The sequence below is a fragment of the Tepidanaerobacter acetatoxydans Re1 genome (genome assembly GCF_000328765.2).
Lineage (GTDB): Bacteria > Bacillota > Thermosediminibacteria > Thermosediminibacterales > Tepidanaerobacteraceae > Tepidanaerobacter > Tepidanaerobacter acetatoxydans.
On the sequence record NC_019954.2, the window covers coordinates 1163076 to 1184887 of the forward strand.

The 21812-nt window shown below is 36.2% G+C and carries 19 protein-coding genes, 1 tRNA gene and 1 other RNA gene; 19 read left to right on the plus strand and 2 right to left on the minus strand.

Annotation, left to right across the window (positions count from 1 at the left end; translation table 11 throughout):
* Positions 1–90 precede the first annotated feature (90 nt).
* The 11 genes from TEPIRE1_RS05540 to rnpB all read left to right on the plus strand — a co-directional run bounded on the left by TEPIRE1_RS05540 (position 91) and on the right by rnpB (position 11974).
* Positions 91–723 (plus strand): helix-turn-helix transcriptional regulator, encoded by a 633-nt coding sequence (locus tag TEPIRE1_RS05540; RefSeq protein ID WP_013778185.1) that lies wholly within the window; start codon positions 91–93, stop codon positions 721–723.
* A 10-nt stretch (positions 724–733) separates the two neighbouring features.
* Positions 734–1564 carry a pyruvate, water dikinase regulatory protein gene (locus tag TEPIRE1_RS05545; protein WP_013778186.1) on the plus strand — a complete coding sequence of 277 codons (831 nt, stop codon included), beginning with the start codon at positions 734–736 and terminating at the stop codon, positions 1562–1564.
* A 1-nt stretch (position 1565) separates the two neighbouring features.
* The gene (ppdK, locus tag TEPIRE1_RS05550; RefSeq protein WP_013778187.1) at positions 1566–4205 is read left to right on the plus strand and encodes a pyruvate, phosphate dikinase; all 2640 of its coding nucleotides are present in this window, start codon (positions 1566–1568) and stop codon (positions 4203–4205) included.
* Positions 4206–4327: 122 nt separating this feature from the next.
* The gene (locus tag TEPIRE1_RS05555; protein ID WP_013778188.1) at positions 4328–5332 is read left to right on the plus strand and encodes a deoxyguanosinetriphosphate triphosphohydrolase; all 1005 of its coding nucleotides are present in this window, start codon (positions 4328–4330) and stop codon (positions 5330–5332) included.
* 160 nt (positions 5333–5492) lie between these two features.
* Positions 5493–7322 (plus strand): DNA primase, encoded by a 1830-nt coding sequence (dnaG, locus tag TEPIRE1_RS05560; RefSeq protein ID WP_231848372.1) that lies wholly within the window; start codon positions 5493–5495, stop codon positions 7320–7322.
* Positions 7323–8447, plus strand: a complete 1125-nt coding sequence (gene rpoD / locus TEPIRE1_RS05565) for an RNA polymerase sigma factor RpoD (protein ID WP_013778190.1) — start codon at positions 7323–7325, stop codon at positions 8445–8447.
* A gap of 69 nt (positions 8448–8516) precedes the next feature.
* The gene (locus tag TEPIRE1_RS05570) at positions 8517–9200 is read left to right on the plus strand and encodes a tRNA (adenine(22)-N(1))-methyltransferase (protein WP_013778191.1); all 684 of its coding nucleotides are present in this window, start codon (positions 8517–8519) and stop codon (positions 9198–9200) included.
* Entirely contained in the window at positions 9197–10309 is a 1113-nt protein-coding gene (locus TEPIRE1_RS05575) for a Nif3-like dinuclear metal center hexameric protein (protein WP_013778192.1), read from the plus strand. The genes TEPIRE1_RS05570 and TEPIRE1_RS05575 overlap by 4 nt, the downstream gene beginning before the upstream one ends.
* 52 nt (positions 10310–10361) lie before the next feature.
* Positions 10362–11072 carry a zinc ribbon domain-containing protein gene (locus TEPIRE1_RS05580; RefSeq protein WP_013778193.1) on the plus strand — a complete coding sequence of 237 codons (711 nt, stop codon included), beginning with the start codon at positions 10362–10364 and terminating at the stop codon, positions 11070–11072.
* 21 nt (positions 11073–11093) lie between these two features.
* Positions 11094–11519: a ribonuclease HI family protein gene (locus TEPIRE1_RS05585; RefSeq protein ID WP_013778194.1), complete on the plus strand. Its 426-nt coding sequence runs from the start codon at positions 11094–11096 to the stop codon at positions 11517–11519.
* 76 nt (positions 11520–11595) lie between these two features.
* Positions 11596–11974: RNase P RNA component class A (rnpB, locus tag TEPIRE1_RS13275), an RNA gene on the plus strand.
* A gap of 321 nt (positions 11975–12295) precedes the next feature.
* On the opposite strand, the gene TEPIRE1_RS05590 is transcribed toward rnpB, so the two are convergent.
* Positions 12296–12691, minus strand: coding sequence for a bacteriohemerythrin (locus tag TEPIRE1_RS05590; RefSeq protein WP_013778195.1), 396 nt, complete (start codon positions 12689–12691; stop codon positions 12296–12298).
* Between the two features lie 229 nt (positions 12692–12920).
* On the opposite strand from TEPIRE1_RS05590, the gene scfB reads away from it, so the two are divergent.
* Both scfB and TEPIRE1_RS13450 read left to right on the plus strand, forming a co-directional pair.
* Complete coding sequence (scfB, locus tag TEPIRE1_RS05595; RefSeq protein ID WP_013778196.1) at positions 12921–14285, plus strand: thioether cross-link-forming SCIFF peptide maturase; 1365 nt, start codon at positions 12921–12923, stop codon at positions 14283–14285.
* Positions 14286–14515: 230 nt separating this feature from the next.
* Complete coding sequence (locus TEPIRE1_RS13450; RefSeq protein ID WP_013778197.1) at positions 14516–14677, plus strand: aspartyl-phosphate phosphatase Spo0E family protein; 162 nt, start codon at positions 14516–14518, stop codon at positions 14675–14677.
* A gap of 166 nt (positions 14678–14843) precedes the next feature.
* Here the strand turns inward: TEPIRE1_RS13450 and TEPIRE1_RS05600 are convergent.
* Positions 14844–14920, minus strand: a tRNA-Pro gene (locus TEPIRE1_RS05600).
* Between the two features lie 175 nt (positions 14921–15095).
* On the opposite strand from TEPIRE1_RS05600, the gene yfmF reads away from it, so the two are divergent.
* The 6 genes from yfmF (at position 15096) to TEPIRE1_RS05630 (ending at position 21793) form a co-directional block, all read left to right on the plus strand.
* The gene (yfmF, locus tag TEPIRE1_RS05605) at positions 15096–16364 is read left to right on the plus strand and encodes an EF-P 5-aminopentanol modification-associated protein YfmF (RefSeq protein WP_144312794.1); all 1269 of its coding nucleotides are present in this window, start codon (positions 15096–15098) and stop codon (positions 16362–16364) included.
* 17 nt (positions 16365–16381) lie between these two features.
* Positions 16382–17653, plus strand: a complete 1272-nt coding sequence (gene yfmH, locus TEPIRE1_RS05610; protein ID WP_013778199.1) for an EF-P 5-aminopentanol modification-associated protein YfmH — start codon at positions 16382–16384, stop codon at positions 17651–17653.
* A 263-nt stretch (positions 17654–17916) separates the two neighbouring features.
* Complete coding sequence (mraZ, locus tag TEPIRE1_RS05615; RefSeq protein ID WP_013778200.1) at positions 17917–18345, plus strand: division/cell wall cluster transcriptional repressor MraZ; 429 nt, start codon at positions 17917–17919, stop codon at positions 18343–18345.
* Between the two features lie 14 nt (positions 18346–18359).
* Positions 18360–19322 (plus strand): 16S rRNA (cytosine(1402)-N(4))-methyltransferase RsmH, encoded by a 963-nt coding sequence (gene rsmH / locus TEPIRE1_RS05620; RefSeq protein ID WP_013778201.1) that lies wholly within the window; start codon positions 18360–18362, stop codon positions 19320–19322.
* A gap of 1 nt (position 19323) precedes the next feature.
* Positions 19324–19692, plus strand: a complete 369-nt coding sequence (ftsL, locus tag TEPIRE1_RS05625) for a cell division protein FtsL (RefSeq protein ID WP_013778202.1) — start codon at positions 19324–19326, stop codon at positions 19690–19692.
* A gap of 19 nt (positions 19693–19711) precedes the next feature.
* On the plus strand, positions 19712–21793 hold the full coding sequence (locus tag TEPIRE1_RS05630; protein ID WP_013778203.1) for a stage V sporulation protein D: 2082 nt from the start codon (positions 19712–19714) through the stop codon (positions 21791–21793).
* Positions 21794–21812 lie beyond the last annotated feature (19 nt).

The following is a 21812-nucleotide window of genomic DNA, read 5'->3' on the forward strand; positions in this document are numbered from 1 at the left end:
AATTCTTTAGTAAAAAAAGAGGATTTTTTTATGTTTTGTAGTATAATAATATTTGGCAATTTGCAGCCTGTTCGAAGGGAGTGAAAACCCATAGAATTATCATCAAGGCAGGCTTTAATAGTTGATATAGTCAAGAAATACGAACCAATTACCAGCGAACAAATAGCGGACAAACTCAATTTAACTCGGTCAGCACTAAGACCTGATCTTGCAGTTTTGACCATGCTTGGTATTTTAGAAGCCAGACCTAGGGTGGGATACTTTTTTGCAGGGAAAGATCCTAAAAATCTCATATCAGAAAAAATGAATGATATAAAAGTCGATAAGATAAAGTCAGTTCCGTCGGTCATAAAGGAAGATACTTCCGTATATGATGCTATAGTAACTTTATTTTTGACAGATGTGGGAACCCTTTTCATCACTGACAAAGATGGTAATTTAGCAGGGCTGGTATCTCGTAAGGATTTGCTAAAAACAGCTATCGGAAATGCAGATATACATAAAATGCCGATAGGTATCGTAATGACCAGAATGCCAAACATAATTACAGTAACACCTGAAGAAAGTGCTTATGATGCTGCAAGAAAAATCGTCGATCATCAAATTGATGCGTTACCGGTAGTGAAAGCTGTAACAGAAAATGACCAGGAAAAATATAAGATAGTTGGGAAAGTAACTAAGACTACAATTACGAAACTTTTTGTTGAACTTGGAAAGACTTAGAAAGGAGGGGATGATTATAAAAGATAAAAAAAGCCAGCCGGTAGTGTTTGCAGTTTCCGATTCTATTGGTGAAACTGCCGAATTAGTAATTCGTGCGGCGATGGTTCAATTTAATTCCGATAAAGTTGATATTCGCAAAGTTCCCTATGTAACTGACAATGAGTATGTGGAAGATATCATAGAGGAAGCTAAAAATACAGCTGATTGTGTTATTGTATGCACAATTATTTTACCGGAAGTCAGACAGCACCTTTTAAGTCTGGCGGAGCAAAATCAGATACCTATAGTAGATTTAATGGGGCCGATGATGGATACTTTTTCAAAGATAATTGAAGTTAAACCGCATTTACAGCCGGGTTTAGTCCATCGAATAGATGAGGATTATTTCAAAAAAATAGAAGCAATAGAGTTTGCGGTTCAGTATGATGATGGCAAGGATCCCAGAGGCTTATCTCGGGCAGATGTTGTTCTCATAGGTGTTTCAAGAACTTCTAAAACTCCCCTGGCAATGTTTTTGGCTCATAAGAGATTAAAGGTTGCAAATCTCCGTTTGGTACCGGAGGTTGCTCCCCCAGATGAATTATTTCACCTTCCGCCAAAGACAATTATCGGTCTTACTATAAGCCCTGAAAAGCTGTTTGATATCAGGCAGGAAAGACTTAAAGCCTTAGGTCTTAGCACAGAAGCAACTTATGCTCAACTTAGCAGAATTATGGAAGAAATCGAATATGCTGACATGATAATGGAAAAAATTGGTTGTCCTAAAATTGATGTTTCAAATAAAGCAGTGGAGGAAATAGCCACTAGCATTTTAGAGATAATAAGGAAAGGGGAAGTATAATATGACAAAAAAATATGTATACAGTTTTCGCGAAGGCAATGCTCAAATGCGCAACTTGCTAGGAGGTAAAGGTGCAAATCTGGCAGAAATGGTTAAGATAGGCTTGCCTGTACCGATGGGTTTTACCATCACAACCGAAGCCTGCCTGAACTATTATGAAGAAGGTGAAAAGATATCCGAAGATATCTTATCTCAAATTTTCCAAGCTTTAGATGATCTCGAAAAAGAAATGGGCAAGAAACTCGGAGATAATGAAGATCCGTTGTTAGTATCAGTTAGGTCAGGAGCAGTTATTTCTATGCCGGGTATGATGGATACAATACTGAACCTGGGCCTAAACGATGAAAGCGTTAAGGGATTGGCGGCAAAAACAGGGAATGAACGTTTTGCCTATGACAGCTATCGAAGATTTATCCAGATGTTTGGCGATGTAGTTATGGAAGTTGAGCATGATAAATTTGAATCCATCATAAATGAGGTAAAGCAGAAAAAAGGTATCACCCAAGACACTGAAATGGATGCAGATGGCTGGAAAGAGGTTATAGAGCTTTATAAGGAAAAAATAAAGGACGAGACAGGCCGAAAGTTTCCGCAAGATCCCAAGGAACAGCTTTTAATGGCCGTAGAAGCAGTTTTTAAGTCTTGGAACAATCAGAGAGCCAAGGTTTACAGGAGAATAAATAAAATCCCCGATGATTTAGGAACGGCTGTTAACGTTCAGACTATGGTTTTTGGAAACAAAGGCGATGATTCAGGAACCGGTGTTGCCTTTACCAGAAATCCTTCAACCGGAGAAAAAGAAGTTTACGGCGAATTTTTAATGAATGCACAAGGTGAAGATGTTGTGGCTGGTATCAGGACGCCACAGAGCATAAAACAGCTAAAAGATATCATGCCAGATGTATATGAGCAATTTATAAATGTATGCAAGTTGTTAGAGAAGCATTATAGAGATATGCAGGATATAGAATTTACAATAGAAAACGGGAAGCTTTTTATGCTCCAGACGCGCAGCGGTAAGCGGACGGCTCAGGCTGCTGTAAAAATTGCCGTAGATATGGTTAAAGAGGGCTTGATAAATAAGGATGAAGCGATTCTTCGTGTGCCGGCGGGTCAGGTAGAGACCCTACTCCACCGCAGAATCGACCCGAATGCTGATGTTAAGCCTATAGCAAAGGGGTTGCCAGCATCTCCAGGAGCAGCTTCGGGACATGTGGTTTTTGACCCAGATGAGGCAGAGGCCATGGGCAATGAAGGTCAGAGAGTAATTTTGGTTAGGACGGAAACCACTCCTGATGATATTCATGGTATTGTTGCAGCTCAAGGAGTGCTTACAAGCCGCGGTGGCATGACAAGTCATGCTGCTGTTGTAGCTCGCGGTATGGGAAAACCTTGTGTATCCGGATGTGAAGCCGTAAAAATTGACTATGAAAAAGGCGAGTTTACAGTTGGACAGCTTGTAGTCAAAAAAGGTGATGTAATTTCCATTGATGGATCTACAGGAGAAGTTATGATTGGCGAAGTTCCCATGATTGATCCGGAACTTTCCGATGAATTTAATAAAATATTGAGTTGGGCTGATGAAATACGAAAGCTAAAAGTTAGGGCAAATGCTGATACACCTCATGATGCTAAAGTAGCTTTAGAATTCGGTGCAGAGGGTATAGGGCTTTGCAGAACCGAGCATATGTTTATGGCGCAGGATCGGCTGCCAATAGTTCAGCAAATGATTATGGCAGAAACCAAAGAAGAAAGAGAAGAAGCCCTGGCTAAACTTTTGCCTATACAGCAGGAAGACTTTGAGGGAATTTTTGAAGTAATGGAAGGATTGCCTGTTACCGTAAGGTTGCTAGATCCGCCTCTTCACGAATTCTTACCTAATCCCGAAGAACTTATTGTAGAAATAATGGAACTTAAAGCAAAGGGTTGTTCAAAAGAACTACAAGCAAAACAAGAAATGCTTAAAAAAGTGCGAGCCCTCAGAGAAATGAATCCGATGTTGGGTCTTAGAGGTTGCAGACTAGGTCTATTATATCCAGAAATTTATGTTATGCAGGTGAAAGCCATACTAAAAGCAGCATGCAATCTAACTAAAAAAGGTATTAAGGTCATACCTGAAATCGAAATACCATTGGTTAATCATGAATTAGAGCTTAAGACTCTAAGAGAAATCGTAGAAAAGACTGCGGAGGAAGTATTTGAAGAAGAAGGAACAAAGGTACATTACTTTATCGGAACAATGATTGAACTTCCAAGGGCATGTCTGACCGCTGAAGAAATTGCTAATTTTGCAGATTTCTTCTCATTTGGAACAAATGACCTGACACAGACAACTTTTGGATTCAGCCGTGATGATGCAGAAGGCAAGATACTTCCACATTATGTGGAACAAAAAATACTTTCAGATTCTCCCTTTATTGTTCTTGATAGAAAAGGTGTTGGTTCATTGATGAAGATGGCTACGGATAAAGGCAGAAGTGTGAAGCCGGATCTTTTAATAGGTATTTGTGGTGAGCACGGCGGAGAACCAAGTTCCGTTGAATTTTGTCATATGATTGGCCTTGATTTCGTCAGCTGTTCACCGTTTAGAGTGCCAATCGCAAGGCTTGCAGCCGCCCAGGCAAAAATAAATCATAAATAGTTTTTAAAGAGGCGAATTTTTCGCCTCTTTTTTACAAAATGTAAGAGGAAAAAACAACGAGAATATCGAATAGAGTAATAATGAAATAAATCCATCGGAAATCTTTTGTGAGGTGAAGCCTTATGAATTTTCGCAAAAGGCAAGAAGAAATCGAAAAAAGCTGTCTTTCTCCTTATGCATCGTTGAGCTCTAAGAGTAAAGGCAGATGTATTCCATGTGAAAAATGCAGTATACGAACCGATTTTCAAAGGGACAGAGATAGAATACTTCACTCAAAAGCTTTCCGGCGATTGAAACATAAAACCCAGGTGTTTATTTCTCCTGAAGGTGATCATTATAGGACCAGATTGACTCATACACTTGAGGTATCTCAAATTGCAAGGACGATATCTAGAAGCTTAAGGTTAAACGAAGACCTTACTGAAGCTATAGCGCTAGGTCATGATTTAGGGCATACACCCTTCGGTCATACAGGTGAACAAGTTCTAAATGAATTGTTAGAGACAGGATTTAGGCACGAAGAACAGAGTGTAAGAGTTGTAGATTTTTTAGAACAAGGAAAGGGCTTAAATCTTACATGGGAAGTAAGGGATGGTATAAAAAATCATACTACGCGCGGAAACCCTGCCACACTTGAAGGCCAGGTGGTAAGATTATCTGATTGGATTGCGTATATAAATCACGATATCGATGATGCTGAAAGAGCAGGAATATTAAAGCCGGAAGATCTGCCTCAGGAATCAGTAAAGGTCTTGGGCAAAAAACACGGTGAACGTATCGATACAATGATTAAGGATGTTATATCAACAAGTTTCAAGCAACCTATAGTAGCAATGAGTGATGATATATATAATGCAACGCAAAAGCTGCGGTCGTATTTATTTGAAAATGTTTACGTAGGTTCTTCTGCTAAAACTCAGGAAAAAAAAGTTAAAACAATGTTAAGACTTTTATTTGAGTATTATATCCAACACCCAAATTCCATGCCTCCTGAATTTATAAAAATTTCAAAAGAAGAGAATATAAAAAGAGCTGTAGCCGATTATATAGCCGGTATGACGGATATATACGCCATTAAAAAATTTCGAGAGTTTTTTATGCCTTCATCTTGGCCGCTAGAAATCTGATAGAGTAATTTATCAATTATTTTATAGGACAAAAAGAAGGAATAATTGATACTGACGTAGAATAATGTGTATGTAAATTCAGAGGGAGGAGAGAAGAATTTTACAATTTATTGCAAGAATAACTCCTCATTCTGGCTTTGAGGAGATTTTTTAAGATTTGGTGATAAAAATGGGGTTTTATTCTGAAGAGGTCATAAAAGAGGTACAGGACAGAGCAGATATAGTAGAAATTGTATCTGAATACACTTCTCTGAAAAAACAAGGAGGCAATCATATTGGTCTTTGCCCGTTTCATGAGGAAAAGACTCCTTCCTTTAGTGTAGATGCGGAAAAACAATTGTTTTATTGTTTCGGATGCGGCATAGGCGGAAATGTATTTACTTTTATAATGAAAAAAGAAAACCTCAATTTTCCAGAGGCTGTTCGATATTTGGCTGATAAGTTCAACATAAAACTTCCGGGAAATATGGACAAAGACCTATCGCTGGAGTTTCAAGAAAAACGTGAATACCTTAGAGTAAATCGCTTGGCAGCAAAATACTACAATCACTGTTTGCTGCATACCCGCGAAGGTTCTAAAGCCATGGAATATATAAAAGAGAGAGGATTGACTGCAGAAACAGTAGAAAAATTTTACCTAGGATATGCACCGCCATCTTGGGACGGACTTATAAAATTTGCTCATTTTGAGGGCGTAAAGATTGATACATTAGAGAAAATCGGTCTTATTATACCTAGAAAGGATAATAAAGGCTATTACGATAGATTTAGAAATAGGTTAATGTTTCCCATAGAAGATGTTACAAAGAATATTATTGGGTTTGGCGGGCGAGCTCTTGATGAATCAATGCCTAAATATTTAAATACTCCTGAAACGCCATTGTTTTCTAAAGGAGATAATTTATACGCTCTTTCCATGATAAAAAAAGACCCCGCGCTTGATACCATAGTGGTGGAAGGCTATATGGACTGCATAACATTGCACCAATATGGTTTTAATCAGTCTGTAGCTTCTCTTGGGACTGCTCTTACAAAAAATCAAGCAAGATTGCTTAAAAAATATACCGATGGGGTTATTCTTTCATATGATGCAGATGAAGCCGGGAAGGCTGCAACTATGAGGGGAATAGATATATTGGCACAAGAAGGTTTGAGAGTCAAGGTATTAAATATGCCAAACGGAAAAGACCCTGATGAAGTCATAAAAACTTATGGTCCCCAACATTTTCAAAAACTGTTAACTGATTCTATGGATTTTATAAGCTACAAACTATTTCTGGCTAAAAAAGATATAAATATACAAACACATGATGGAAAACTGAAATTCATTAAACGAGCAGTGGATATTTTAACAGGTGTCGATAATGAGCCGGAGCTGGAGTTATATGCCAAAAAATTAGCCAGCGAGCTCGGAATTTCAGTTCAGGCAATAAAAAAAGAAGTTCAAAGAAGAAAATTGGCAGACAATGGATATGAGTATAAAAAAAGCCATATAAGAAATAATAATAAGGAATTTCACAAAATATCGCAGGTAACAGGTTTTCATAAAGCCGAGAGGAAATTATTAAAATTAATTCTTGAAAATGATAAGTTGCGCAAAAAAATGGCAGGTCAACTTGAACCTCGATTTTTCACAGGCAAAAATACGAAGAAAATTGCTGATGTTCTCTTTGAAATGATCGATAAAAATCAAGATATAGATAGCTCATATATATTTAATTATTTGGATGAAGAAGGATGTGCAGAACTTTCAACGATACTTATGGAAAATGTGGTTTTAAAAGATGGAGAACTTATAAATTCACTTATAAAAAAGGTAAAGCAAGGCTATTTTAAAAAGTCTATTGTTCAAGTAAGAGAGCAAATCAGGAAGGCTGAATTATTGGGCCAAAGAGAGGAGATCAACAGTCTTTTGAACACTTATCAACAACTGAAAGCCGAAATGAATGAAGTGGAGGTAAGTAATACTCCAGGGAAGGAGGGAGCATAGATGGCAAAAAAAGAGCAGATTGAAAAGAAAAGCGATAAAAAACCTGTTCAGGATAAAATGAAAATAGTAAGAGATTTAATTGAAAAAGGCAAGAAAAATGGTGTGCTTTCCTACGGAGAAATTATGGATGCTTTAGAGGATATAGAAGATTTGGACACGGAACAGATCGACAAGATATATGAATCTTTTGAAGAAATGGGCATAGAGGTTTTAGATGATGGCGAAGAAATCCCGGAGGAAGAAACTTTGGAAGAAGTTCCTACTGAAGAAATAGACCTTTCTGCTCCTGAAGGGGTAGCCATTGATGATCCCGTTAGGATGTATTTGAAAGAAATAGGTAAGGTTCCACTCCTTTCGGCTGAGGAAGAGATAATGCTTTCAAAACGCATAGAAGAAGGAGATAAAGAGGCAAAGCGCCGATTAGCTGAAGCTAATCTGCGATTAGTCGTTAGCATTGCCAAGAAATATGTAGGCAGAGGTATGCTTTTCTTAGACTTAATTCAAGAAGGCAACCTGGGTTTGATGAAGGCAGTAGAAAAATTTGACTATAAGAAAGGTTATAAATTCAGCACATACGCAACTTGGTGGATTAGACAAGCGATTACCAGAGCTATTGCCGATCAGGCCAGAACCATAAGAATTCCGGTGCATATGGTTGAGACCATAAACAAGTTGATCCGCATACAAAGGCAATTGTTACAGGAACTCGGGCGAGACCCGCTGCCGGAAGAAATAGCTGAAGAAATGGAATTGCCCGTTGAAAAGGTAAGAGAGATAATGAAAATAGCTCAAGAGCCTGTTTCGTTGGCGACTCCTATCGGCGAAGAAGAGGATAGTTTTTTAGGGGATTTTATTCCAGATGATGAGGCTTTAGCCCCTGCCGATGCAGCCGCCTATCTTCTTTTGAAAGAACAGTTGGAAGATGTGCTGGAAACTCTTACACCGAGAGAGGAAAAAGTTTTGCGATTAAGGTTTGGCCTTGATGACGGCAGACCTAGGACACTAGAAGAGGTGGGTCAGGTTTTTGGTGTTACCCGCGAGAGAATCAGACAAATTGAAGCCAAGGCCTTAAGAAAACTCCGTCATCCTAGTAGAAGTAAAAGGCTTAAAGACTTTCTAGAATAACTTAAAAAATAGTGGGGATTTTTTTCTCCACTTTTTTACTTAAATCCACTTTTTATATCGAGGTTAAACATGAAACTTGGGAACAGACTGCAAACAATAACATCAAAGATTCCAAAAGGCTTAACAGTGGTTGATGTGGGAACTGATCATGCATATTTACCTATTTATTTAGTCAATAAAGGCATTTCAGAGAAAGTCATAGCCACCGAAATACTTCTGGGGCCTTATAGAAAGGCTCAGAAAAATATTACGAAAGCAGGTCTTCAAGATTTTATTGATTTGCGGTTGGGGCCGGGATTTAATACCATAAATCCTGCAGAAGCTGATATTGCTGTTATAGCAGGTATGGGAGCGATGACAATCATTAATATAATAAATGAGTCGAAGCAAGTTGCTGATTCTTTTGAAAAACTTATTTTGCAGCCTATGAAAAACCCGGCTGAATTGAGAAAATACCTTTTTAAAATAGGATATAAGATAATTGATGAAGATGTAACTTGGGAAGATAATAAATTTTATGAGATAATAGTAGTTAGAAAAGCAAACTTATCACCATTTGATGAAACTGATATTATAGTGGGTCCTGTAATCCGCAATAAAAAAAATCCTGTGATAATCGAATATATTAATTATCGAATAAATATTTTACAAGGTATTATTAAAGACTTAAAAGTTTCCGATACAAAGGCTTGCCAAAAAGCTGTTCTGAAATATGAAAAACTATTAAAAACATTAGAGGAGGTCATAAAATGATTGCTTGCCAAACAATAGTGCAGATATTGGAGAAGTGGGCTCCTAAAAATCTTGCTTTAGATTGGGACAATCCAGGTCTTGCTATAGGTGACCTTTCCGAAAATGTTTCCAAGGTTCTTTTAACCCTTACGGTTACCCTTGAAACTGTTGAATTTGCAGCAAAAAATGGTTTCGAAATGATAATATCTCATCACCCACTTTTTTTTAAACCTTTGAAATCTTTACGAAAAGATACACCTCTTGGGCAAATAGTCTATGAGGCGATAAACAACAATATCGTTATTTATTCTGCTCATACCAATATGGATGCTGCTTGCGGAGGGATTAACGATATTCTGGCAAATGTTTTAGAATTGCAGCATATAGAAATTTTAAAACAAACTTATGAAGAGAAATTAAAAAAAATAGTTGTCTTTGTACCGAAAGATTATAAAGATGCGGTAAGGGATGCAATGTGCAATGCAGGTGCCGGCCATACAGGGAATTATAGCCACTGTAGTTTTAATGTTAACGGTATTGGTACATTTAAACCTCTAGCCGGCTCAAAGCCATTTATCGGTCAAGAGGGAAAACTGGAAAAGGTTGACGAAATAAGAATTGAGACTATTGTTCCTGAAAGTTTACAAAGAAAAGTTATTAGCGCCATGTTGAAAACCCATCCCTATGAAGAAGTGGCTTTTGATATATACCCTCTTGAGAATTCTGGTAAGGCCTTTGGCCTGGGCCGGATAGGATATATTAAGGAATCTGTGTCGTTAAAGGACTTTTGCAAAACAGTTAAGCAAAAACTTGGCACATCCCATATAAGAGCGGTAGGAGATTTAAATAAAGACATTCTAAAAGTTGCCGTGTGCGGAGGTGCCGGTGGTGACTTGATTCAGGCAGCGATATTCTCTGGAGCAGATGTATTTGTTACAGGTGACTTAAAATACCATGAAGCACTTGATGCTAAAGCTGCTGGCATTGCTATAATAGATGCTGGACACTTTTCTACAGAAAATCTTTTACTCCCGGTGCTTAAGGGCTATCTTGAGCAAGAAATAAAGCTTTTGAATAAACAAGCTGAGATTACCATATTTAAAAATGAAGATCCGTTTGTAATTATATGAGAATAGGGATTATCCTATTCTCTTTATTTTTTTAAAGGAGGGAAAGCAGGCAATGATAAAGGAAGAGTTAAACAATCTTTATAAACTTCAAGAAGTAGAAGGTCAATGCAAGATGCTTGAAAAAACTATAAAAAGTCACCCTGTTTTAAAAAACTTGTCTGAGTTAAAAAAAACTATAAATAATTTGGATACGGAATTTAAAAATAAAAAGGAACGTGTTAACTTTTTAAAAAAAGAGCTAAAACGAATTGAACAGAAAACAGATGAATATTGCAATATGATAAAACAGTTTGAAGAAAGAATTTACGGTGGCGAAGTAACAACAATAAAAGAGCTTAAAATCCTTAGAGATAAACAGGAAATTGCGAGACTTAAAGTAAAAGATTATGAAGAAAAAGCATTTGAAATGATGGAAGAACTCGACGACTTGGAAACAAACCTTATACAAGACAAAGAGATAATTACAAAAAAGAAAAAAGAATACAATGAAAAACGATTGAAAACTTGTCAGGAAATTGATAGAATAAAAAAAGAGCTAGATATGATACTTAAACAAAAACAGCAGTTGGAGGCCGGCATTTCTACGGAAATTTTAAGCAAATACAACAGAATCAAGGAAGTTAAACATAACCCTGTTGCAATGGTCTCAGCTGATAGAAAATGCAGCGGATGCATGACTGAAATATCTGTAATGATAGCCCTAGAAGTTAAACAGTGTGTAGGTTTGGTTTATTGCGAGAATTGCGGAAGAATACTATTATAATAAGCTGAAATAGGAGGCCTTATGAGTAAAGTTATAGCTTATACAGATGGCGCTTCCCGTGGTAATCCCGGGAATGCAGGAATCGGAGTCCTTTTGCTGGATGAAGATCACAATGTTATTAAAGAAATCAGTGAGTATATAGGTGAAACTACCAATAATATTGCAGAATATACCGCGATGATAACAGCTTTAAAGGAAGCTTTAGAAATGGATTTTGACGAAATTGAAGTTATTTCTGACAGCGAGCTTATGGTAAAACAAATTAATAAAGAATATCAAGTAAAAAATGAAGGTCTTAAACCTCTCTATAAAGAAATCTGTAAGCTGCTGGAAGAATTTAAAAGTTATACGGTTAGGCATGTAAGGCGGGAAAACAATAAAAGAGCTGATGAATTAGCAAACCGTGGGATTGATGAAGCCCTTGATGAAGAAGAATTAGATATCTAAAAAATGGGAATTCATAAAACTTGACAATAATGATTCTTGTGCTATAATTATAATCCCCTTATAAAATGATAAATGATGAGTAAGTCAGATGGTCGCGGGCATTACTGCTCGAGGAAAGTCCGAGCTCCATAGGGCAAGGTGCTGGGTAACGCCCAGTGAGGGTGACCTCAAGGACAGTGCAACAGAAATATACCGCTTGGCATTTTTGGTAACGGTTTTAACCGTTCTTGCTGTAAGGCAGATTGCCAAGTAAGGGTGGAAAGGTGAGGTAAGAGCTCACCAGCGAGATGGTGACTTCTCGGCTCTGTAAACCCCACTTGGAGCAAGACCAAATAGGAGAGCTTAAACGGCGGCCCGCTGTGCTCTCGGGTATGGTCGCTAGAGGTGTCAGGCAACTGGCATCCTAGATAGATGACTATCTAAAACAGAACTCGGCTTATAGACTTACTCATTTAAGTTTTAAAACCCCAAGGCATTATGCTGCCTTGGGGTTTGTTGCTTATAAGTCAAATGTATTAATTTGACAGTGATCATAAAGTAAAGTTTTTATCCAAGCTTTCAGAGCCGCCATAGGAATAAAATAAAGCTTTTGCCCTCGGCCTTTAACTCACTCATAATATAATTCACCATAATACCTATATCATCATAGCTTAAAGCATCAACCAAATCGGATATCGGCATTCATAAGCTTTTCCAAAAGGAGATTAACCTAAAACGGCAAAGCTTAATGCGGGGCATATTTAAGCTTATCAGTCGCATCATCTTCTCCTTTTTGTTTACTTTTGAGAAACTATAAGTTTATCACTGCCTAGGATATGGTTACTTATCCAATTGATGATAAAATCCAACAATTCAAGTATGTATTGATTCTGATTCTCGTCTATTGTATCGAGCTTTACGGCGTTAAGCTTGTCAACAAAGCTATCATGAGCTTCTTTTTGTGCTGGATAGCCCTTATAATTTATACTGAGCATGTATTCTTCTTCTGACTTGAAATGGTATATTGCATAATCTCTAAGCTGTGTTAAAATCTCTATGATTCTATCGAACTTATCATAGCAAAAGTCATTTTTTAAAAGCTCATAAGCCTCATTGGCTATCTCAAATAATTTTTGATGCTGTTTATCGATTTGTTCAACACCTATCTTATATTCTTCTTTCCATTTAATCAAAAAACACACCTCCAAATAAAATTTCTCTTACTATATTACCATATTTATGTTTTTTATGGCATTAGAAAGTTTTAAAAAGGTGATTTAATTAGTAAGAAATGACCTACTTACAATGGTTTCTTTTTGCATATTTTTAAGAACTTATCTTTATCAAGAGCAGCATTTATGATAAAATGAGAACGGTTCAAAATAAAAACAGCTATTATTGCAACAATGGGAGAGGATATATTTGACAGCTCAAATCCATAAGTTCAAGGTATTTGATAAGAATCTGGTGCTCGATGTAAATAGTGGTTCGGTTTTACAGCTTGATGATTTAGCTTATGATATTCTGGATTATTACACTGAATGTTCTTTGATAACTGAAAGTGCTTTAAATGAACTTGAAATGAAATATCCTAAGCAGAATATAAAAGAAGCCCTAGAAGAAATAGAAACATTAAAGAAAGATGGATACCTATTTACCGAAATAAATCTTGATCCGATTCTGAATAGATTGGATACAAGACACTATGTTAAAGCTCTCTGCCTTAACGTTGCCCATGACTGCAATTTACGGTGTAAATATTGCTTTGCCTCAAAAGGTGATTACCATGGGAAACGAGAATTGATGAGTATTGAGGTTGGGAAAAAGGCAGTAGATTTCCTGGTGGAAAAGTCTGGTGATATGAAAAACTTAGAAATAGATTTTTTTGGTGGAGAACCACTCATGGCTATGAATACTATAAAAGAGGTTATTTCATATGCTAAGTCCATAGAAAAGTTATGCCATAAGAAATTTCACTTTACAATCACAACAAATGCCCTTTTACTCAATGACGAAGTTATGCAGTATCTTCACGAGCATATGGATAACATCGTCTTGAGTCTTGACGGCAGGAAGGAAGTTAATGATTTCATCCGTGTAAGAGCCGATGGCAGCGGAACTTATGATGAAATTGTTTCGAACATCAAAAAAATAGTTGAATTGAGAAAGAGGGATAAAAAAGAGTATTATGTGCGGGGCACTTTTACAAAATATAATCTGAATTTTGCTCAAGATGTCTTTCATATGGCTGATTTAGGTTTTAATGAGATATCTATTGAACCGGTTGTTGGAAAAGATGGTGATTATCTGTTAGAACAAGATTATTTAGAAATTCTTTTTAAGCAGTATGAAAAAATTGCCAATGAGTATCTAAAGAGGAAAGAATCGGTTAAAAATCCCTTTAAATTTTATCATTTCAATGTGGATATATATGATGGTCCATGTATATATAAGAGACTTTGGGCATGTGGAGCAGGTCGTGATTACTTGGCGATAACTCCTTCTGGGGACATATACCCATGCCATCAGTTTATAGGGCAGGAGAAATTTATAATGGGCAATGTATTTGAAGAAGAGCTTGATGAAAATATAATCGCTGAAATGAAGGATACTAACGTATTCTCTAAGCCAAAATGTACTACATGCTGGGCAAGGTATTTTTGCAGTGGCGGATGCAATGCCAATAATTTTATAATAAACGGCGATATGAAAAAACCTTATAAAATTACTTGCGAATTACAAAAGAAGCGGATTGAATATGCAATATACTTAAATTTGGTTAATTAATAAAAATTACATACAGCCTTGTCAAAAAAATGCAATTTTGCAAATTTATAAAATTTATCTATGTTCCATTTTAAGGTAATAATTTGCTGAAATTGACAAGAATAAGTAATAATAGCTAGATAACTCAACATTTTTACAGAAAATACTATATTTATGATAAAATTGTAGTTGAATTTATGAAAATGCTATGATAAAATTTGCTATATATAGGCAGCAAAGGGGTAGTGTAGATGGTGAGATTGGCACAGGAGATAGATGAAGCCAAAGGGGAATTGTATTCAGCCTTGGAGGCTGAAAAAAGCTTAATCAACAAGAAAGTATATTTTCTCAGCTCGAAACTTGATAAACTAATTCTTGAATATCAATTAAAGTTGATTAAGAGTGAAACTTAAAAAAATTTTATTCCTACCGCAAATTGCGGTTTATTTTTTTGCTTAAATCGAATATTTGTTTGAGCCCTTTACAATTTGGTCATATTAAAAAGCAAAAAACCACTTTTTGTATTCTAGTGCGAAGCGGTTTTGATTTAGTTACATTATTATTATGCTTATAAACAAATGGTCGGGGCGGCGGGATTTGAACCCACGGCCTTTCGGACCCGAACCGAACGCGCTACCAAACTGCGCTACGCCCCGATGCACCTATTATACTATAATTAACTTTTTATTTCAAACCCTTTTTTATTTTTAATATAGAAATTCAATTTTCTGTATACTTACCATAATATGGGACAATATAAAATAAAAGCAGGAATTTTGTAGAAAAGGGAGAAGATAATTTATGCCAGATAAAATTAAGGAGGTCGGTGCAGTGAAAAATACTTTTAGACAAAAAACTTTAAAGAATGGTATGAATATATATATCCATTCTACTTCAAAGTTTAAAACAACTACGTTTTGTTTATTCATCCATCAAGAGTTGGCAAGAGAAACTGCTACAAAAACTGCGCTCCTGCCATTTGTACTAAAAAGGGGTAATAAAAATTTTCCTACTTCAAGAAGCTTAAATTTATTTCTTGAAAATTTGTATGGTACTAATATGGGTGGGGATATACTCAAACGTGGTGAAACTCAGATTTTACAATTTTTTATGGAAGCGATAAATGCCAAATATGCGGATGAGAAAGATATACTAAGCAGGGGCTTGGCAGCTTTTAGAGATATGATACTAAATCCGGTGATTGAAGAAGATGGTTTTAAGAAAGATTATGTAGCACAAGAGAAAGATGTGTTAAAAAGAAATATAGAGTCATTATACAATGATAAGTTTAATTATGTAATTGAAAGATGTTTTCAAGAAATGTGTAAAGATGAAGCTTTTAGTATTTACAGGTATGGCAATGTGGAAGATTTGAATTTTATCGATAATAGGAATTTATATGACTATTACAGAGAGTGCATTTCTCATTGTCCTATAGACTTGTTGGTATTAGGAGATGTAAATGAGCAAGAAATTGAACAGATAATTGAAGATACATTTTCATTTGAAAGAAAAGAAGTCAAACAAGTTGAAACAAAGTTTACTCCTAAAACCATAGCAGAACCCAAATATATTGAAGAAAAGCAAGATGTTAATCAAGGTAAACTGGCTATGGGGTTTAGGACTAATACCAGGTATGGTGAGAAAGATTATTATGCTCTAATGGTATACAATGGAATTCTCGGCGGAGGAACCCACTCAAAGCTTTTCCAAAATGTAAGAGAAAAAGAAAGTCTTGCATACTATGCATTTTCAAGACTCGAAAAAAACAAAGGCTTAATGCTGATAAGTTCTGGAATAGAATTTAACAACAAAGACAGGGTATTAGATATAATAAACCAGCAGTTAGATGATATATGCAAGGGCAAAATCTCTGATTACGAGTTTGACAGCACAATAAAGAGCCTTACAAACTCTTTCAAGGAAGCCGCAGATAACCCATCTATGATTATAAGTCTATATTTAGACGGTATCATAAATGGATTACAAGAAACTACGGAAGAGATTATTGAAAAATTACATAAGGTAACTAAAGAGGATGTAATAAATGTGGCACAAAAAATAAGTTTAGATACTGTATTTTTTTTGAATAAAAAGTAAGCGAAAGGTGGTAAATAATGGATACATATTTAGGAGAAAGCCTTTTTTCAAAACGCCTAAAAAACGGCCTTAAGGTATATGTTATGCCAAAAAAAGATTATAATAAAATATTTGCCATGTATTCAACTCGTTATGGGTCTATAGACAGTGAATTTATAGTACCTGGCACCGGTGAACATCTAAAAGTTCCGGAAGGTATAGCCCATTTCTTGGAGCATAAGATGTTTGAAATGGAATATGGAAATGTTTTTGATAAGTTTTCTGAGTTGGGAGCATCATCAAATGCCTTTACGAATTATACTAATACGACATATCTTTTTTCCGCAACATCATATTTTGAGGAAAATCTGAAACTTCTATTGGAATTTGTGGGAACGCCATATTTTACTGAAGCTAGCGTAGAAAAAGAAAAGGGAATTATAGCTCAAGAACTTCGCATGTACGAAGATGAACCTGAATGGCAGGTTTTGTTGAATCTTTTAAAATGTCTATATCATAACCACCCTGTTAGAATAGATATCGGAGGAACAGTAGATTCCATACAAAAAATAGATGTGGATACCCTTTATAAATGTTACAATACGTTTTATCATCCGAGTAATATGGTTTTATTTGTTATTGGCTGTATAGAACCAGAAATGGTTTTTGAATTAGTAGAAAAAGATGAAAACACAAAAGCTTTATATCCGCAAGGCGACATAAAAAGGATCTATCCGGAAGAACCTGCTACTGTTCATAAATCCGCTCATACAGTCTGCCTAGATGTAACAGAACCTTTATTTTTAATGGGGTTTAAAGATGTTGATGTAGGATATGATGGCTTACCACTTTTAAAGAAAGAAATAACTACAGAAATCCTGTTAGAAATTATTTTAGGTCGAAGTTCCGAGTTTTATGAAAAATTGTATGAAGAAGGTCTGATTGATAATAGGTTTAGTTTCAATTATGAAGGGCAAAAAGATTATGGTTTTTGTACCATAGGCGGTGAAACCAGGGATCCCGATAAACTTCATAAAGTGCTTATTAAAAGCATTTCTCACAGTATAAAAACCGGTATTGACTTTAAGGATTTTGAAAGGGTAAAAAAGAAATGTATAGGAGAATTTATCCAGAATTTCAATTCATTGGAATTTATTGCTGCTGCATTTGTATCTTACCATCATAAAAACATCAATGTTTTTGACTATATGAACGTATTACGAGATATTACCTTAGAAGATGTTACAAAGCGTCTAAATAGTTTCTTTGATCTTTCCAAACATGCAGTTTCTATAGTAATGCCCAAATAAGCTAATAAAGGAAACAGGTTTTATTTTGGCTGCTATTCTACAAAATGTAATATAAGATTACGGTTTTGATACAACAAAAAGCGAGCACATCAAACTATTTTTGAGTAATTATGATGTGCTCGCTTTTTATGGTGTAAAAAAGGTGGTATATTTTTTTGTTATTTTGTTATCAAAAGAAGGAATTCTTTAACATTCATAGAATAGTTTAAGTGGGTTAAAGTGGAGAGAAGTGGCATGAAAGATGACAAAGTGGAGTGAAAACCATGTTCATGGGTCAGTTTCAGCATTCTTTAGATCAAAAGGGTAGATTAATAATTCCGTCCAAGTTCCGTGAAATGCTTGGGCAAAGCTTTGTTTTGACCAAGGGTTTAGATTCATGCTTATTTGTTTATCCTAATAGTGAGTGGATAGTGCTGGAACAGAAGCTAAAAGCCCTTCCGTTTACCCAAAAAGATGCTAGAGCTTTTATAAGGTTTTTTTTCGCAGGCGCTGTAGAAGCTGAAATGGATAAGCAGGGCAGGATTTTAATTCCTGTGCAACTTAGGGAACATGCCCATATCGATAAAGACGTGGTTGTATTAGGCGTGTCAAACCGCGTTGAAATATGGAGTCAGGAACAGTGGGAATCTTATAATGCAAAAGCTGCCCTATCTTATGAAGATATTGCTGAAAAATTGGATTTAGGTATATAGGAGATGCAACGCGCATGGAATATCATCATGTACCAATACTTTTACATAAGACTATAGAAATGTTAGACCCTAAGCCTGGTGGTGTGTATGTTGATGCTACACTGGGAGGAGGAGGACATTTTCGTGAGCTTCTAAAAAAGGCTGAGTATGAAGGAACCTTTATTGGCATAGATCAGGACGAAGTAGCAATTTCAACAGCAAAGGAAAATTTTTCTAAGTTTTCCTACGATATACGCCTTATACATGACAATTTTTATAATTTAAAAAAAATAATCAAAGAAAATAAGTTAAGCGAAATAGACGGAATACTATTTGACCTTGGAGTATCTTCATATCAATTTGATGAAGGCTCAAGGGGCTTTTCGTATAACAAAGATGCTCCATTGGATATGAGGATGGATCAGCGAAAAACTTTAAGTGCTAAAGATGTTGTCAATAAGATGTCCAGAGATGAGTTAAAACAGATAATTAGTGAATATGGAGAGGAATCTTGGGCCGGACGTATAGCTGATTTTATATGTGAAGCACGCAGCCGAAAAGAGATAACTACTACGGGTGAATTAGTTGAAATTATTAAAAATGCCATACCGGCTAGGGCTAGGCGAAAAGGTGGACACCCGGCTCGCAAGACATTTCAAGCACTTCGTATTTATGTCAATGAAGAACTTGAAATTTTAGATTCAAGCATAAAGGATGCAGTGGAACTTTTAAAGCCTGGCGGCAGGATTTGTGTTATAACTTTTCATTCGTTAGAAGATCGAATAGTTAAAAATGCTTTTAAATTATTGGCCACGGCCTGTATCTGCCCTAAAGAAGCCTTAATCTGTACATGCAATCACACAAAGGTCCTTAAAGTATTGACATCAAAACCAATATACCCATCACAAGAAGAGATTGAGTCAAATCCGCGAGCCCGCAGTGCTAAACTTAGAGTGGCTCAAAAGCTTCCTGTTCTAAAATCAGGAAAGGGTGAATAAAGTGGTAGTAGCTGAAAGAGATCTACAAAGAAGAAATTTTTACCAAAATCAACATGAAGTAAATCGTCAAAATACAAGACAACAGGAAAGAAAATCCAGCTCAAGCTATAAAGCAAAGTATATAATCAGGCTCTTATGCGTTGCTCTTTTGGCTTTTTTGCCATTATACAGATTCGCTATAATTACTGAAAGCCAATATCGAATTGACAAATTGCAGTCGGAGATTAAGGAAGTAGAATTACAAAATGAGCACTTAAAAGTTGAAATAGCTAATTTGAAATCGGTTGCAAGAATTGAAGATATTGCAAGAAGTAAATTAAACATGAAAGAGCCTGAAAGCCAACAAATAATATACTTAAATGTAGAGTAATTGTGTAGGTGAATAGAAAATGGCTGTTCCTCAAATTGTCATTAAAAGGAGATTGGTTGTACTCCTTTTATTTTCATTAGTTCTTAGTTTTGCTTTACTAGGACGTGTTTTCTGGATACAATTTGTCCGGGGCGAAGAATTGAAAAACCGAGCATTAGGTCAATGGACAAGTGATGTACCTATTGAGCCTAAAAGGGGCGACATATGTGATAGAAACAACAATCCTCTTGCCATCAGTGCTACAGTTGATACTGTTGTAGCAAGTCCTCCGGATATTGAAGATATAGAAAAAACGGCAGCATTGTTATCTGATGCTCTGGATATGGATCAGGAAGAGCTGGAAAAGACTTTAAATGAAGCCAAAACCGAAAAAAAAGGTGCTATATACATAAAACGCAAAATAACTGATGAAGAATCAGAAGCAATAAGGAACCTGAATTTAAAAGGGATATATTTTACCAAGGAAAATAAAAGATTTTATCCTGAAAGAAATCTCTGCTCTCATGTTTTAGGCTTTACGGGCATAGACAGTCAAGGCCTTGATGGAGTAGAATTGATTTATGATAAATACCTTAAAGGCAATCCCGGCAGGATTGTATCAGAAAAAGATGCCTTGAGCAGAAAACTTCCATTTGGTGTGGATAAGTACGTACCGCCGGAAGACGGATTGAATTTGGTTCTAACAATAGATAAAATCATTCAACATATTGCAGAACGAGAATTGGAAAAAGCTTTAGCAGAACATAAAGCTAAAAGAGGCACAATTATTGTAATGGATCCTAAAAACGGTGAAATACTAGCAATGTCCAATAAACCGGATTATGACCCTAATATATATAGTGAATTTTCACAGCAACTATGGCGAAATGCAGCCATATCCGATGCTTATGAACCGGGGTCAACTTTTAAAATCGTTACTGCTTCAGCTGCTTTGGAGGAAGGAGTAGTTCGTCCTGAAGATAAGTTTTACGATCCTGGATATGTCATGGTTTCCGGTGTAAGAATAGGGTGCTGGTATCATGGGGGTCATGGAAGTCAAACCTTTATTCAAATAGTTGAAAATTCATGTAATCCCGGTTTTGTTGATGTGGCGATGAAACTCGGCAAAGACCGGTTTATGAAATACATAAAAGGTTTTGGCTTTGGTGAAGCCACTGGAATAGATTTACCGGGAGAGGCGCTTGGCCTTATTGATCCATCAAAAGTCGGTCCTGTGGAGCTGGCTACTATTTCCTTCGGACAAGGAATTTCAGTGACACCTATTCAGCTTATTTCGGCTCTTGCAACTATAGCTAATGATGGTAAAATGGTGCAGCCGCATGTAGCTAAAGCAGTTACGGATAAAGATGGAAAAATTATACAAGAGTTTTCCTTCGAGCCTTTGCGTCAAGTTATATCTTACGATACTGCACAAGAAATGAAGACGATTCTAGAAAGTGTTGTTACTAATGGTACCGGTGGAAAAGGTAAAATAGAAGGATATAGAGTGGGAGGTAAGACCGGTACTGCAGAAAAATATTCTCCCGGAAAATATGTGGTGTCTTATGAGGGATTTGCACCTTGTGATGATCCTAAATTGGCTATATTAGTTATTATTGATGAACCCTCAGGTGACGTGATTTATGGCGGAACTATCGCAGGTCCTGTTTTCCAGAAAGTAATGGCAGACTCATTGAATTATTTAGGTATAAAACCTGAAATTCCTCAGGCTGAAGATAGCGACAGTGTTAAGGTGCCTGATTTACGCAACCTTTTTATAGAAGATGCTAAGAAGATATTAATTCAAAAGGGCCTGTCATCTCGAGTTGAAGGAGAAGGCTATGTAGTGACAGAACAAGCACCATTGCCGGGTGTCGAAGTTAAAAAGGATTCCACAGTAATACTAAAAGTGTCTGATTCACGTACAAATAAGGACCCAGTGACAATACCTGATTTAAAAGGCAGAACTGTTAAAGAGGCAACCGATATAATTAACGCTATTGGCTTAAATATTGAGATAGCAGGAAGCGGTTATGCCGTTAAGCAAAACCCTCTGCCAGGAGTAGGAGTCAGTCTTGGAACTACGGTAAAAGTTGAATTTTCTCAGACACCTAATATGTAGATTTATATGTAATGATTAA

Bases quoted from the DNA above. Each gene is read 5' to 3' on its own strand.
- TEPIRE1_RS05585 (WP_013778194.1), top strand. From the start codon at position 11,094: ATGAGTAAAGTTATAGCTTATACAGATGGCGCTTCCCGTGGTAATCCC.
- TEPIRE1_RS05575 (WP_013778192.1), top strand. From the start codon at position 9,197: ATGATTGCTTGCCAAACAATAGTGCAGATATTGGAGAAGTGGGCTCCT.
- rsmH (WP_013778201.1), top strand. From the start codon at position 18,360: ATGGAATATCATCATGTACCAATACTTTTACATAAGACTATAGAAATG.
- yfmH (WP_013778199.1), top strand. From the start codon at position 16,382: ATGGATACATATTTAGGAGAAAGCCTTTTTTCAAAACGCCTAAAAAAC.
- TEPIRE1_RS05630 (WP_013778203.1), top strand. From the start codon at position 19,712: ATGGCTGTTCCTCAAATTGTCATTAAAAGGAGATTGGTTGTACTCCTT.
- TEPIRE1_RS05570 (WP_013778191.1), top strand. From the start codon at position 8,517: ATGAAACTTGGGAACAGACTGCAAACAATAACATCAAAGATTCCAAAA.
- ppdK (WP_013778187.1), top strand. From the start codon at position 1,566: ATGACAAAAAAATATGTATACAGTTTTCGCGAAGGCAATGCTCAAATG.
- mraZ (WP_013778200.1), top strand. From the start codon at position 17,917: ATGTTCATGGGTCAGTTTCAGCATTCTTTAGATCAAAAGGGTAGATTA.
- rpoD (WP_013778190.1), top strand. From the start codon at position 7,323: ATGGCAAAAAAAGAGCAGATTGAAAAGAAAAGCGATAAAAAACCTGTT.
- TEPIRE1_RS13450 (WP_013778197.1), top strand. From the start codon at position 14,516: ATGGTGAGATTGGCACAGGAGATAGATGAAGCCAAAGGGGAATTGTAT.
- TEPIRE1_RS05580 (WP_013778193.1), top strand. From the start codon at position 10,362: ATGATAAAGGAAGAGTTAAACAATCTTTATAAACTTCAAGAAGTAGAA.
- TEPIRE1_RS05545 (WP_013778186.1), top strand. From the start codon at position 734: ATGATTATAAAAGATAAAAAAAGCCAGCCGGTAGTGTTTGCAGTTTCC.
- TEPIRE1_RS05555 (WP_013778188.1), top strand. From the start codon at position 4,328: ATGAATTTTCGCAAAAGGCAAGAAGAAATCGAAAAAAGCTGTCTTTCT.